This is a genomic window from Nostoc sp. DedQUE12b (assembly GCF_034530835.1).
GTDB lineage: Bacteria > Cyanobacteriota > Cyanobacteriia > Cyanobacteriales > Nostocaceae > Nostoc.
Genome location: NZ_JAVRCI010000016.1, coordinates 36519 through 50620, shown reverse-complemented (window position 1 = coordinate 50620; position 14102 = coordinate 36519). Strand labels below are relative to the sequence as shown.

The 14102-nt window shown below is 41.8% G+C and carries 14 protein-coding genes and 2 pseudogenes; 11 read left to right on the top strand and 5 right to left on the bottom strand.

The genetic code is table 11. The features are described 5' to 3' along the window. Positions 1-21: 21 nt before the first annotated feature. Positions 22-751 (top strand): annotated as a pseudogene (locus tag RMY16_RS10915) (transposase DNA-binding-containing protein). Between the two features lie 229 nt (positions 752-980). Here the strand turns inward: RMY16_RS10915 and RMY16_RS10910 are convergent. Next, positions 981-1385 carry a hypothetical protein gene (locus RMY16_RS10910; protein WP_322736369.1) on the bottom strand — a complete coding sequence of 135 codons (405 nt, stop codon included), beginning with the start codon at positions 1383-1385 and terminating at the stop codon, positions 981-983. A gap of 88 nt (positions 1386-1473) precedes the next feature. Here RMY16_RS10910 and RMY16_RS10905 point away from each other — a divergent pair, with 88 nt between their 5' ends. Both RMY16_RS10905 and RMY16_RS33010 read left to right on the top strand, forming a co-directional pair. Beyond that, a complete protein-coding gene (locus tag RMY16_RS10905) occupies positions 1474-2154 on the top strand; it encodes an NACHT domain-containing protein (RefSeq protein ID WP_322736368.1) in 681 nt (226 codons plus the stop codon). Next, positions 2123-2395, top strand: coding sequence for a HEAT repeat domain-containing protein (locus RMY16_RS33010; RefSeq protein ID WP_416211660.1), 273 nt, complete (start codon positions 2123-2125; stop codon positions 2393-2395). The genes RMY16_RS10905 and RMY16_RS33010 overlap by 32 nt, the downstream gene beginning before the upstream one ends. Here the strand turns inward: RMY16_RS33010 and RMY16_RS10900 are convergent. Continuing rightward, positions 2332-2676, bottom strand: coding sequence for a hypothetical protein (locus tag RMY16_RS10900; protein ID WP_322736367.1), 345 nt, complete (start codon positions 2674-2676; stop codon positions 2332-2334). The genes RMY16_RS33010 and RMY16_RS10900 overlap by 64 nt on opposite strands. 36 nt (positions 2677-2712) lie before the next feature. Here RMY16_RS10900 and RMY16_RS10895 point away from each other — a divergent pair, with 36 nt between their 5' ends. Beyond that, positions 2713-2898: a hypothetical protein gene (locus RMY16_RS10895; RefSeq protein WP_322736366.1), complete on the top strand. Its 186-nt coding sequence runs from the start codon at positions 2713-2715 to the stop codon at positions 2896-2898. Positions 2899-3032: 134 nt separating this feature from the next. On the opposite strand, the gene RMY16_RS10890 is transcribed toward RMY16_RS10895, so the two are convergent. Then, complete coding sequence (locus RMY16_RS10890) at positions 3033-3236, bottom strand: transposase (protein WP_322736365.1); 204 nt, start codon at positions 3234-3236, stop codon at positions 3033-3035. Between the two features lie 164 nt (positions 3237-3400). On the opposite strand from RMY16_RS10890, the pseudogene RMY16_RS33005 reads away from it, so the two are divergent. From RMY16_RS33005 to cax, 3 genes and pseudogenes are all read left to right on the top strand, one after another. Beyond that, positions 3401-3460, top strand: a pseudogene (locus RMY16_RS33005) (hypothetical protein); the annotation flags it as partial. Between the two features lie 21 nt (positions 3461-3481). Next, on the top strand, positions 3482-3718 hold the full coding sequence (locus RMY16_RS10885) for a hypothetical protein (RefSeq protein WP_322736364.1): 237 nt from the start codon (positions 3482-3484) through the stop codon (positions 3716-3718). A gap of 794 nt (positions 3719-4512) precedes the next feature. Further along, positions 4513-5634 carry a calcium/proton exchanger gene (cax, locus tag RMY16_RS10880; protein WP_322736363.1) on the top strand — a complete coding sequence of 374 codons (1122 nt, stop codon included), beginning with the start codon at positions 4513-4515 and terminating at the stop codon, positions 5632-5634. 44 nt (positions 5635-5678) lie between these two features. Here cax and RMY16_RS10875 read toward each other — a convergent pair whose 3' ends face one another. Continuing rightward, the gene (locus tag RMY16_RS10875) at positions 5679-7259 is read right to left on the bottom strand and encodes a phenylacetate--CoA ligase family protein (protein ID WP_322736362.1); all 1581 of its coding nucleotides are present in this window, start codon (positions 7257-7259) and stop codon (positions 5679-5681) included. Between the two features lie 216 nt (positions 7260-7475). Here RMY16_RS10875 and RMY16_RS10870 point away from each other — a divergent pair, with 216 nt between their 5' ends. The 4 genes from RMY16_RS10870 (at position 7476) to RMY16_RS10855 (ending at position 12444) form a co-directional block, all read left to right on the top strand. Continuing rightward, positions 7476-9161 carry a serine/threonine-protein kinase gene (locus tag RMY16_RS10870; protein ID WP_322736361.1) on the top strand — a complete coding sequence of 562 codons (1686 nt, stop codon included), beginning with the start codon at positions 7476-7478 and terminating at the stop codon, positions 9159-9161. A 174-nt stretch (positions 9162-9335) separates the two neighbouring features. After that, positions 9336-11510, top strand: a complete 2175-nt coding sequence (locus RMY16_RS10865; RefSeq protein WP_322736360.1) for a serine/threonine-protein kinase — start codon at positions 9336-9338, stop codon at positions 11508-11510. Positions 11511-11726: 216 nt separating this feature from the next. Beyond that, a complete protein-coding gene (locus RMY16_RS10860) occupies positions 11727-12104 on the top strand; it encodes a hypothetical protein (protein WP_322736359.1) in 378 nt (125 codons plus the stop codon). A gap of 133 nt (positions 12105-12237) precedes the next feature. After that, positions 12238-12444 (top strand): hypothetical protein, encoded by a 207-nt coding sequence (locus tag RMY16_RS10855; RefSeq protein WP_322669127.1) that lies wholly within the window; start codon positions 12238-12240, stop codon positions 12442-12444. 664 nt (positions 12445-13108) lie between these two features. Here the strand turns inward: RMY16_RS10855 and RMY16_RS10850 are convergent. Next, complete coding sequence (locus tag RMY16_RS10850; protein ID WP_322736358.1) at positions 13109-13987, bottom strand: TauD/TfdA family dioxygenase; 879 nt, start codon at positions 13985-13987, stop codon at positions 13109-13111. Positions 13988-14102: the final 115 nt, after the last annotated feature.

The window sequence follows — 14102 nt, the reverse complement described above, 5'->3', positions numbered from 1 at the left end:
GAAGCATCGCAAAGTCAGCAAATGGAACAATGGATCACACAGGAACTAGAAAGAACCAAATTAGGTGACAGCAGAAGAACCAAACGGTTAATCAAAATAGTCGAAAATTTAAGTGCTAAACCTGAAGCTAGTGTTCCGCAAGCAAGTGAAACATGGGCACAAACGAAAGCCACCTATGACTTCTGGGATTCACCGTACATCAAACCATCTATGATTAGACAAGGACATATCGATGCGACAGTAGAGCGAATTATCCAGCATAAAGTAGTTTTGGCAATACAAGATACCACAGAACTTAACTACACTAGCCACAAAGCTCTATCGGGAACAGGATATCTCGATAGTAAATATGCCAAAGGGTTAAAAGTCCACTCAGTCTTCACTGTCTCTGCACAGGGAATACCATTGGGCATCATCGAGCAAGATGTGTGGTCAAGAAATGAAGAAGAACTTCGTTGCTTGGCGTTTGCTGTGGCTGACTTACTTAGCTCGTTTCCAGCCTGATGCTAGTTGTGAACTAGTTTTAGCAGCTCATGAGTGGCAAGTCCTCTATACCACTATTCATCATCAACTTTATCCTTATACTACACCACCTGCTCTCGCTCAAGTGGTCAATTGGATTGCTCGACTTGGTGGGTTTTTAGGTCGCAAAAGCGATGGCTCTTTAGGTGTAAAAGTTCTCTGGCGTGGATTGAGTCGATTACATGATCTAGTTGAGGGTTGGCTGCTTTGCCAGTCTTTTGATAGTTAATTATTACTCCATCTTGTATTCTGTTTGTGCGGTGTTTTCCTTTTTCCACTGCCGATAATTAGTTTTTTACACTAAGGTTGCCATGCGAAAATTTGACTTTTTCAAACTCTGTTGATTCTCATGCCCATTTTTGCCACTCACTGGTGATTTTTTTGCCTACAGCCCCTCCCACACAACTACTCTTTTTTGTCAATCCTCTTATTAAGAAAGATGTTTATAATGGATAGCTTTACAAGGGGGGATTGCGGGGGGTAATTTGACTTGTGTGTACACGGTAGCCTTGTAAAGGGGAGGAAACTGGATTTCTTGTTTCCCCCCAATGCATCGAGGGATTAAGGGGGGTAATTCGACCGAGCAAAAAGGAGCTTATGATATTATTGATCCTCAGAATGGCGATGTCGGGTAACAGGCTCTTTTTCTGCTTGTCTTGCAAGCTGCTGGCTTGTTTCAGGACTGGGATATACTGGTTAATCATCCAGATTAAAACCTCGATTGGTGAATCTCCTTGCTGAAGACGGTTTTCGGCATTTACGCCAATTAGCATTGTTTGCAAAATTAGCAAGAAAGCGTAGGCGTAGCCCGTCGTAGACATCGCTCTTTGACTTGCACTCTTACTAGGTTTTTTAGCTGACATCTGAATTCACCTTGTTTTTGGGTTTACAAGGTCAATTATTTTTTTGGGTATTTCCCCAGACACATCCCCCACGCAGCGTCTATAATGCTTGTATCGTCAGCTTTTGCGGCTTGGGGAACCGGGTGCAGGAAAAACTACTCAGTTGCAAACTATAGCTTTCTGGATATTAAACAACAATCTGGGTTTACCAATTTGGATTTCTTTGGCAGACTTGCAAGGAAAGAGTGTAGAAAATTATCTGCTGCAAGATTGGCTGAAGAATGCTTTAGAAGTAGTGCGTGTAACAGAAGAACAGGAAAACGCTTTTGCAGATTTATTCAAGAATAATCGTGTGTGGTTGTTGTTGGATGCAGCAGATGAAATGTCTTCACCCCAACCATTAACTGAGATTTCGCAGCAGTTGACGGGATGGGTGAAAAATGCGCGGGTTGTGCTGACTTGTGGGGTGAATGTTTGGGAAGCAAACGCTGGCGCTTTAGCAGATTTCGAGACGTATCGGTTACTCAATTTTGAATATCTGCAACAAGTGCAAGAGTTTATTGGGCGTTGGTTTCAACCTTGGAACCTCACCCCCCAGCCCCCTCTCCTTATTAAGGAGAGGGGGAGTAACAAAGGGGAACAATTATGGAGGGAATTAAATCAAGCTGAACGTCAGCGCATCCAAGATTTAGTTAAAAATCCTTTGCGGTTAGCGCTGTTGTGTAGCACTTGGCAACTCTACGGCGATCGCTGCTTTGGTGGAGTTAATCGGCAAACCACAACAGGATGATTATACCCGAAGGCTAGCGGCAGAAAGCTTAGGGAAAATTGGCTCTGGCAACGAAAAAGCGATCGCTGCTTTGGTGGAGTTAATCTGCAAACCACATGTGGATGATTATAGAACCCATTTGAGATCTATACAGGAGGGCAATCGAATTTGGCTGAACTACGAGCTAAGTTACAAATTTTATAGATTGATCGTCAGGATTTTTTTCTTGCTTTTTTTGTCGCTCAACACGACTGTATTGTAGGGTAATGTATCCGTTCCCAGCGGAATTGGCAGCCTAAAACTGGGGCTTTTATGATCGAGTTCGCCTAAATCAATGCTTTTCCTTATATCGCCATCTGTTGCAAGATTTGCGGTAAGTTCGCCTTTATAATCTTCAATTAAAAAGTCTCTAAAGAAAACGACTTCCCCACCCTCAGGATCTATACCAAGGATGACCGTACCGCTGAAAGTTGCGCCTTTTCGTTCTTCATCAACCGTTGCCATTGTGATTTCCGAGGGGTCTTGACCGGACATATCTGCCATAAACTTTTTCCTGGAGCGAATTCTCAACAATTGAAAATGATTTTACAAGAGCGCTATGGGCGATCGCAAAACTCTCAGGACGTATTTCTGCATCGGTCTTGCAAATGTATAGCCAAGTTACTTCTGGTTATACGCCTAATTGGAAGATTGAGTAGGGATGATTCGGGGCTGAAAGCGATCACGAAGCGTTGCTGCAAAGCAGATCGCATCGCAGAAACCTGATAGAGGGGAGACGTTGAGAAGTTTCCGGATAACTTGATCCGACCTTGCCTCGGCAGTAGAGTGCCCTTATCTGTGAACTGACAGGTTTATGGAGTCCAAGGATATATAGAACCCATTTGATATCTATGCCTGAGCTAACCGCTTAAGCATGAGTCTGATAAAACATAGATTGAGCTTGGCAGTCGCATGAGGCAATGTTCCCCATTCTTGAGTTGATAGAAGATACCATCTAAGATTTGTCGCTTTGTCCACTTTGGTGGTCTGGTTTGCTTTTTCTGCGGCAATAGTGGTTCAATGATTGCCCACTCTTTGTCGATTAAGCTGCTGGAGTACGGCATTTATTTCTCATTTTACCCGTTCTTCCAAGATCCCAAATGGGTTCTATACCAGAATCCAAGCCGCACAAGTCTTAGGGAAAATTGGCTCTGGCAACGAAAAAGCAATTGCTGCCTTGGTGGAGTTAATCAGCAATTCACAGCTCGATGATCATACCTGATGGCGAGCAGCAGAAAGCTTAGGGAAAATTGGCTCTGGCAACGAAAAAGCAATTGATGCCTTGGTTGAGTTAATTTGCAACCCACAGGTGGATGATAATACCCGATGGCTAGCATCAAATACCTTACGGCAAATTATGGCAGAGGAACAGATGCCAAGTCTTGTTACAGCGTTGAAGGATTACTTATCACCTGAAACTTACAAAAATGACTTTAACAGGTTCAATGATTGCTACTCCCTCATCTGGAAGTGCGCCCAAAGTATGCCCTACCCAGCTTTTTACCAAGCTTGGCATCAACAAGAGAAAGTGAAAACTGGAGAGTAGGAAAGAAAAATACTTCCTCCAGCCAAAACATTAGCGAAATCTGGAAGCTACAATCCCTTGTAAAGACGCGATTCATCGCATCTCGTAGGCGTCTCGTAAATCTATCGCGTTTGATCTTTCCGCAATCCAGGGTATGCGATCGCCTCTAATAAAACAGATATTGTAAACAGAATGGGAATGCGTAGGCGTAGCCCGCACTTCGACAAAGCTCTGTTACCACCGCAGGCATCGTTTTTGCGATCGCCGTGATGAGTTAATTAAAAGACTTCCAAATAAAAAACATCCCAAAACTGACGCAAAAATCTTCTCTATTTATCCTCTCTCTGCGTTCTCTGCGTCTCTGCGGTTAGTTTATTTGGATAATTTATTTCTTGGAAATCCCTAACGCTCTCCTAAGAAGATTGTGATTTTAATTGCGTTGTTACCCCCCTTAGTCCCCCCGATGCATTGGGGGGAAACAAGAAAAATCCGGTTCCCTCCCCAATACATACGGGGAGGGTTAGGGAGGGGTAAAAATATTTGAAATTACGACTTATAAAACATCCTCTAAGAGTCATGGAAGAGCGTTAATTGTAATAAGTAGCAATTACAGCAGTCAAAGGGATTAATTTATTTACCAGCCTCATCCATCTTTAGCCAGTTAGCAAAGTTTTTCGCAGCAGATAAAATTCTTGAGGAAGAAATTTATCTACTGTAAGTTCTTTAGAAAGTGTTACAGACAAGGAAAATTGCTTATATTGTGCAATTATTTCAATGAATTGAACGATAGCTATCATTATTAGACTTATATACTTATGCCAACCGCACTCAAAAATATACAAACTAAAAATCTAATTTCAATAGGTCTGCTAATTTTCGTTCCCATTGCTATTGTGGCAGAAAAGTTAGAATGGGATGCATTAATAGTATTTGGACTTTCAGCAGTTGCAATTATTCCGTTAGCAGTTTGGCTGAGTCAGGCGACAGAAGAAATTGCTGTGGTTTTAGGGCCTTCTATCGGAGGCTTGTTAAATGCAGTCTTCGGTAATGCAACAGAGCTAATTATTGCTCTAGTAGCTCTCAAAGCAGGCTTGGTAGATATTGTTAAAGCCAGCATTACAGGAACAATTATCAGTAATTTACTGCTGGTAATGGGGCTATCTATGTTGCTGGGAGGGTTACGCTATAAGGAGCAGACTTTTCAGCCAATGGCAGCGCGAGTCAATGGTTCGACAATGACACTAGCAGTAACTGCAATTGTCCTACCTGCAATGGTAATCACTACATCTAATGTCGTCGAGCAAAGCGCTATTACTAATCTGTCGATTTTTGTAGCAGTCATTTTAATTGTAGTTTATGGTTTTACACTGTTATTCTCCTTGAAGACTCACAGCTACCTCTACGATGTTGGGGTTGTAGAACTAGAAGGTGTTTCTGAACACGAGGCCACCACAGAGCCAGATAAACATTCAAAGCCAAACTTGAGCCTTTGGGTTGGTGTTTTGCTTGTGGCAACCATTGGTATAGCGTTCGTGTCGGAGATTTTTGTCGGTGCAGTTGAAGAAGCAACAAAAGGACTAGGATTGACACCTTTGTTTACCGGAGTAATTTTATTACCACTAGTTGGAGGTGCAGCCGAATATGTAACTGCTGTCCGAGTAGCGATTAAGAACAATATGGATTTGTCAGTATCTGTAGCAATGGGATCGAGTCTACTAGTTGCTTTGTTGGTTGCACCCATCCTTGTGCTAGTTGGGCAGGTAATTGGACAACCAATGGATTTAAACTTTAACTTGTTTGAGGTTGTTGCAGTGATCATTGCAGTGGTGATTGCCAACTTAATTAGTTTGGATGGTCGCTCTAACTGGTTAGAGGGGATGTTGCTGCTAGCAACCTATGCTGTACTGGGTGCTGCCTTCTACTTCCATCCAGTTTGAGCGCTAATCGGGCAGCTTTTTGGAGATGAAAGCGAAACCAAACTTTATTGACGGGTATAACGATGTTTCACCCCAATGGGGAAATATTCAAAATCACCCATTGGGGCTAATATAATTTGTGGTGTTTGATATTCTACGGGAACATAATTAGCAAACTCGCTATTTAGGCGTAGCAGTTGTGAAAGAATAGAAGATGCGATCGCTTCTCTTCGATCTTCACTACCCTCTACTCCTACTGCTAATTCCACAACTACAGATAAAAATCGGTTTTTGTCAGCATCTTCCTTCACCTGCAACACAAATTTACCCGTCACCCATTCTTGAATTCCTGGTTGCTCTAATCCCACCGTCACATTTTCGGGATAGATATTTGCACCAAAGTAAGAAACTGTAAAGTTAGAACGGCCGAAGACATAAACAAAAGGTAGCTGATGAATACCTCTAAGCGAGTGCTGAGTGCTGTTAGCGGAAGCGGGGCGTTTAGCCCGTGCTGAGTTTGGAGTGTTGAATTCTGAATTGTGACTCTCATTCTGTAACGCTGCAACAGCATCAAATCCCCATTCTGCTAAAAATTGCAGCATAGCGTCATAACTAATTATTCCGCCAGTATCTAAAATGTCATAACGTACTAAGGGAATACCGTTATCTCCCGAAAACAGCAATCCGCCATCTTGAACTTCAAAAAAGCGAGTGAAAGGATCGTATTGTACTAGTGTGGGTAAACGCGATTCTCCAAATAAAGCTCTCGCTGCATCGGGATTTTCTGCTAAAAAGCGACGGATACAAATACTTAACGGTGTTTCATTACCCAAAACTCCTGCATCCGCAGTACCGTAAAGTGATGCAAAATCATAACAAGGATTTTGTGAACCAACTCTTTGGGCAACTAAACTTCGCCATTCTTCACTAAATACTTCTCCCGCCATCACTAATTTAATCTGATATTGCTGCCACTCCACACCACGAGCGATACCAGTATCAATGACATCTTTTAAAAATGGCGGATATCCCAATAACACCACTTGCTCAAAGCCTGAACCTAGTTCCTGCACAACTCGCAAGATTTCTTCTTTATTGTTACCAGGAGTAATTACAGTGATGGGATAACCTTTGCTAGCAAGATAACGACAGCAATTAGTAGTAAACATTCCACCTACCCAAGTGCCTAAAGTGAAACAAATCACTGCTATAGTACGTCTGCTATCTGAATAGAAACTATCGTGAAAAATCTGTTCAAAGCGTGTGGCGATTTGGAGTTCATCTGTGAAAAAACGAGGCCAAAATGTCGGTTTACCACTGGAACCGGAAGACGCAGCTATCATATCGCACTCTTGAAGTTGTCCGTTACGGCACAAGTCAGGTAAGGGATAACGCAGTATATAATTTTGTTTAGCGATCGCTGGTAGTTTTTGAAACTCCTCTAAGGTTTGAATAGTGGCGGGATTAATTTCCCTTTCTGCTAAAAAAGCCTTGTAGGCCGGTACATTAGCTGCCACATCGTGAAATAAACTCAAAGCTGCCGAAGTTTGAGTGTTGAGATGCCTTTGCAGTATGGTTTCTAGGGGGGTAGACAAAAAATCTTCAAATGCTTTAATTACTTGCTGCTGTCTTGATTTGCCGTTCATGACGCTTGCTTATTTATCCTGAAGTAGAACCAACATCGTTAAACAGTGCTGAGTGCTGAGTGCTGAGTGCTGAGTAAAAAAGTAATAATCGCGCGGGCTAAACGCCCCGTTAACGCTAACAGCATCAAATGCTCCTAACCTTTGGATAGAATATCCGAAAATGAGGGTATGCGCGTTGTAGTCATTCAATAAAACCTTAATTTATCCTTCAGCATCATGCAGCTCTATTGCAGTAAACAACACACAAATAATGGTAGTAACCGCTTTTGCACCCATTGTGGTGAACCATTACCTCTTGCTGTGGGACAGGTTGTGGATAATCGCTATCAAATTATCCGTCATTTAGGACAAGGTGGCTTTGGACGCACCTATTTGGCGGAAGATATAAATAAATCCCGTCAAACCTGTGTGCTGAAGGAATTTGCACCCCAAGTACAAGAAAATCAAGATTTACAAAAAGCTAAAGAGTTATTTGAAAGAGAAGCGAATGTCCTAAAAAAACTTCAGCATCGACAGATTCCGCGTTTTCACACCTCGCTACAAGTGAAGATAGGCACTAAAGATTTTTTCTTTTTAGTGCAAGATTATGTAGATGGTGATAATTATTACCAGTTATTAGAACAGCGGCAAAGTCAAGGAAAAACCTTTAGTGAAGAGGAAGTAATCACCCTCCTGCAACAGATTTTACCTGTATTATCATACATCCACTCACGGGATGTAATTCACCGTGATATCTCTCCCGATAATCTAATTTTACGGCGTTCTGATAATCTGCCAGTGCTAATTGATTTTGGTGGTGTGAAGCAATTGCCAGCTTCTCAAGGTTTTTGGCGCACCAAGTTGGTTGGAAATAACACTTTGCTGGGTAAAAAGGGCTACGCTCCAGAAGAACAGCTACGGCAGGGCAAAGCATTTTTTAGTAGTGATTTATATTCTTTAGCGGTGACATCACTGGTGTTACTTACAGGTCAAGAACCACAAAAATTATACGACAGCTATCAGGGAATTTGGGGATGGGGAAAGGAAATCCGAGTTAGTCCCAAACTAGAGGCGGTGTTAAAAAAGATGCTGGCTTATAGACCGAGCGATCGCTATGATCGAGCCGAGCAAATCCTCAGAGATTTACCATCGCCAACTGCAACTCAATCCCCAGGTAATTATATTACTACCAAGATCAAGACGATGGTCGTTGCTCCCGGAAGACAACACGCCAGTGCGGTTGTGAGTAGATTCCAGAGGCAAACGCAAGCGATTGCTAAACCGATAACTTTCCCTGTTTGGATTCGCCCTTTTATGATGAGTTTAGGGGTAACGGCGTTAGTTGGATTAACTTTAGCGGCGGGAAATGCAGCTATTCGGGCGGTAACTTCAATCACCATCCCATCAATTTCATTACCTTCATTACCGCAAATCCCACAGTTTCCAACTGGTAAACCAGGCGGCGACAAAGGAAAAAATAGCGACCTCCAGAAAATTATCAGTCGTCGTCAAGAGCTAGAAATTACTGAAGGATTTTTTATTCGCACAGTAGATGATTTATTTTATACAAAAAAACCAGAATTAAAAGGACGTAGCCTGACATCTAAACCTGAAGATGCGGGGTTACGAGATGAATGGTCTGATATGGCTGATAATTTATTGGATAAACTAGAGCAGGCTAACCTCAGTACAACAGCTCGTCGGAAACTGGGGAACTATAGTCAAAAAGATTACGATACATGGAGACGAGAAGCGCGATCGGGGCAGTTTGGGAACTATACAATCGATCAGTTGACCAAAGACACAAATGAAAAATTCGATCGCTTGTTTCCCGATCAGGAGCGTAGGAAACTCAATCAACAGACTTTTGGTCAAATTTGGTATGCGATCGCAGCCGAGCAAGTCAGTAAAGTACAAAGATAAGTTAGGAGTGAGAAGTTATAAGTTAGGAGTTATGGGTTATGAATTAGGGCAATTTTCTTTATAGACCACGGTTTAATACACGGAGTAGTGTAGTTCAATCAAGTGGAAAATGCTACTCGCTACTCCTTGTTACTATTAACTCCTAACTCCTAACTCCTAACTCCTAACTTTCCAATGAATTCAATCTATTGTTCTAAAGGACATGAAAATTCCCCAGGTAGCCGCTTTTGTCTCCAGTGTGGCGAAAATTTGTTGGATACGCCCATGAGTTATGGTATACAACCAGGAATGACTTTAGGCGATCGCTATGCGATCGTGCGTCAAATTGGCCAAGGTGGCTTCGGACGCACTTATTTGGCTGAAGATGTCAACCGTTTCCGCGAACTTTGTGTTTTAAAAGAATTTTCCCCCCAAGTTCAAACCGCTTACGTTGTCCAAAAAGCTGAAGAACTCTTCGAGAGAGAAGCAAGTGTTCTTTATAAACTGCAACATCCCCAAATTCCCCGCTTCCGAGAACTGCTGCGGCTGAATTTAGGGGGCAAAGAATATCTGTTTTTGGTGCAAGATTATGTAGAAGGGGAAACTTACAATTCTTTATTAAATGCCCGAATAAAACAGGGTTTGCGCTTTACAGAAGTAGAAATACGCCAATTATTCTTTTCAATTTTGCCAGTGTTGGAATACATTCACTCATTAGGAGTAATTCATCGAGATATTTCTCCAGATAATTTAATGCTTCAGACTGTTGACAGACTGCCAGTTTTAATTGATTTTGGCGGTGTTAAACAAGTAGTAGCAACTGTAGCTTCCGAATATTACCAACCCGGTATGGTTGCGCCTCCACCAGCACCAACCTTATTAGGTAAAATCGGATTTGCGCCCCCAGAACAAATGCAAACTGGGTTAGTATCCCCCCACAGCGACTTGTATGCTTTGGCTGCAACAATGTTGGTTTTACTGACAGGGAAACAACCTCAAGAATTAATTGATACCTATACTCTCAGTTGGCAATGGCGACGGGAAGTTAATCTGAGTCAAGATTTGGCACAAGTATTAGATAAAATGCTATCTGCTAGACCAAGCGATCGCTATCAATCAGCCCGTCAAGTACTCCAAGCCCTCAACTCACCCCCAGCAAACTATCCGCCAACTCAATATCCCACTCCACCACAACCCACATCCGCCACCGTCGCCGTCTCTCCACCTCCCCCACCTTCCCCAACCCCTCCATATCCTTCATATCCCTCATCTTCCCCCTCTTCCTCATGGTGGACGCCAACAAAAACCTTCCTGGTGGCGGCGCTAGTCGCTGGTAGTGTGGGATTAATTTGGTGGGGATTGAATGGCAGACGAGATATTGGGCAAGTCGATCCTAATCCTACAGCCAGTCCCGTTCCAACTAGCGAACAACCAACCGATCCTTTAGCGCAATATTCGCCAGCAGAAAGGGAACGCAAAGAAAGATTAAGCGATCGCCGTGAACAGTTGGGTATTGACTCTAACTTCTATGTGAACTTGGTGAATCAAGTTTTTTGGGACAGAAATCCCAGTTTACGGGGACGTACTCTCAGCAATGGCCCTGAAGATGAGAGTTTGCGCGCAGAATGGGATAAAACAGCTTCAGAATTACTAGAAAAGCTTGCACCACTGAGTAATAATGCCCGCCAAAAACTGGGAACTTACACAACTGCTGAACGCGATCGCTGGAAAGCAGAAGTCAACAAAATCAACGTTGGTAGTCGTTCTTTATATGATTTGGGAGATACTGCTTTTTTAAGTGTATTTCCTGAGCAGCGGGGTAAAAGTTTTCAAGGTCAGCCCATTGGACAAGTTTGGTATGGATTTGTTAGCGATCGACTCAGTGCAATCCTTGCTGGTAGAGCTTTCCAGAAACTTGTCTTCGATCCTGGGGCTACTGGCAAAACAGTCAACGGTACTCTCCAACCTGGTGGTGGTAAGGTATTCATTGCTGGACTTGCCAAAGACCAATCTCTAGACTTGAACCTAGAAGCAAATTCCCAAGTCTTGTTATCAGTCTATTCACCCTCCGGCAAAATTCGATTTTTAGAAGATTCTACCAAGCGTAGTTTGTCAACTAAATTACCAGAAAATGGATTTTATGAGTTTGTCGTGGTTTCCACAGCAACAAAGCCAGTAGATTATCAACTCACTATTACAGCAGAAAATCCCATCGCTCCCCCACCACCAACACCCACGCCCACGGAAACATCCACACCTGCACCAACTCCCACGCCAACGCCAACACCTACGCAAACACCCACGCCTACAGAAACCTCCACACCTGAACCTGAACCTACACCAACACCAACTCCTGAGACAACGCCATAGTACCGCAAGGCGGAAGTCAAAAGTCAAAAGTTTGTATATCAAGGCTTTTGCTTGTTTAAAATGGTGGCTTGATTTCCGCCGCGCTGTACTAGTATTGGTGTTTAGACTAAGAAAGGACAAAATGACCCAGTAGTGCTGAGTTAAGGATCTCAAAATGTATATAGTTAAAAGTCGAAGATTTAAATTAACTTTGAGGCTTATTTCCTTTGTTTAATAGTGCCTTTTTTAATAATACTTATAGCTAAGACCGCAAAAAAAGTGATGAAATGGATAATTTTTTATATAACAAAACCATTAGTAATCTCAGCAATCATAGGATCGCTCTGGGCAATATTTTATCTACTGTATAGCCAAAATATTCAAATAACTCTCAAATTATTTTTCTACTCATTTTTGGGAGGATTGCTTGGTGGAATAATTGGTGGTTTTATTGGTCATCTAGTTGGTTCGAGGGTATCTGAAGAATTTTCAGGTGATTTCTTTATTACCTCTGAAGGCGCAAGTTGGATTATTTGGCTTTCAATTTTCTGGATTATAGGCATTATTGTGGGAGCAGTTTTAGGAGGATTGATTTTTATCAGATTTTATTTATAATCCGTTCTGGATAAATACGTGTTTATAGATCCTATTCGTGCGTATTTTTTAGTTTTTTGTCGAATTTCCGTCTTTTATGTTATGTGTTTAACTATAAAATTTTCCGGCTCATACTACTATACATATATTATAAATGAAAACTCAAAGTATTATTGTAATCGTAACGATTCCAACAGTTATTTTAGGAATGCTTGGAGCAATTTGGGCAATATTTTATTTCAGATATACCCAAAATATTCAAGCAAGTTTTGAATTGTTTTTCTACTTCTTTTGTGCCGGTTTGATTGCTGGAATAGTTAGTCTAATTATTGGTATTTTATTTAAGTCGATACTTTATTAAAGTATCAGGTTTGGGATGGACATTATTAGAAGGTTCTTTGAGAGAGAGTACACTAGTAGTACTTTTGTATACCTAAATAGTAATAGTTAATGTTTCGCTCTCTAGTGGTCAAACTTTAGCTATTCTCATTGCTGCACCTTTATTAGAGGATGTTTGAAAAGTCGTATTGTCGGTATAAAAAGTTATAGATACCCCTAAATCCCTCAATATATTGGAGGACTTTGATTCCCGTTCCCACTTTTTTAAGGGGAGCTAGGTAAAATACTTTTCAAACAACCTCTAAAGTCTAGCTAGTAGTCTCTCAAGTTTAAATTGATAGGTAAGTAAGTTCGTAGTAAAGACTTTAGTCCTTAGTTTTCTAAGCACTAAAATGCTTACTACAAACTTTTCATTACTAGCTTAGACATTAAACCTCTTGCAAAAATCCTTGAATACCCCTCCCCAACCCTCCCCGATGTGTTGAGGAGGGGGCAATATTTCAAGTTTCCCCCCTTTATAAGGGGGGATTAAGGGGGGTCTATTCAACTTTTGCAAGAGGTCTATTGTAGTAGTACAACACGGCGGAAATAAACATACCATTTCAAATCAACAAAACGCTTATGCTGCATTAATTTTGAATTTTGAATTTTGAATTTTGAATTCCGCCTTGCGGTAGTAGTGTCTTTCAATCTGTTTGCACTACACCTAAACGCAACGCAATTCGCTGGTGCTTCGTTGGATCGTAAGGTCTACCTCTGTGCATCACTTGTGAATTGTCCCAAAAAATAATATCTCCTGGCTGCCAAACATGAGAGTAGACTGGCGTACAGTCTAGAACAGTCCTAAACAAATCCTCCCAGAAACGTTTTGCTTCTTCTGGTCGATCTTCCATACCAACTGCGATCGCAGTGTCCGAACCTAAATATAATCCCTTTTTACCAGTGACTTTGTGAGTAGACACAATCGGATGCACTTTCCTCGGTGTATCAGTCTTTACATTGGGACTTTTAGAAAACATTGGTGGCGAGTGATACATCGACATCTGCTCTAATTGCTGCTGATGTTGAGGATCTAGGTTATTATACGCTTCTACCATATCGAGGAATTCGGTAGTGTGAGGTTGCCCATCTACACCTTCCGGCACTTGTATTCCATAAAGCATCACAACATATAGCGCGTTCATATCCAGTCCCTCTGCACGGGGGAGACCATCTTTATCATGATGCCATTGCCACGCATATTTCCCGGCTGGATCGGCAACCGGCCCTTTAGGATTGCCCAATATATAAACATATTGGCTTTGTAAGTCTGGACTAATATCAGGATCTAATGTTTTCGGAGGGCCACCAAACATAAAATCGCCAAAGGTCTGCTTGGCAAATTCTTTTAATTGTTGTGCGGTAAGCTGTTGTTGTCTGACGACTACAACGCCATGTTTCCAAAGTGATTCTTTTAATTCACGCGACTCTATTTCTGTGAGGCAGTTAAGATTGCAACCGCGCAGGACTTCAATTCCGAGTCTTGGGTGGTGCTGGATTGGTTGTTGTTGAGTAATTTGAGTCATTGCTATGCATTTATTTTGGTAGCAAACTATATAGTTAATTAGTGTAAATAGGACATTTGTTTAGTAGCATCTTACCTAAAACAGTTGGCCAAGTATATTAAATATTGAAGGGGCT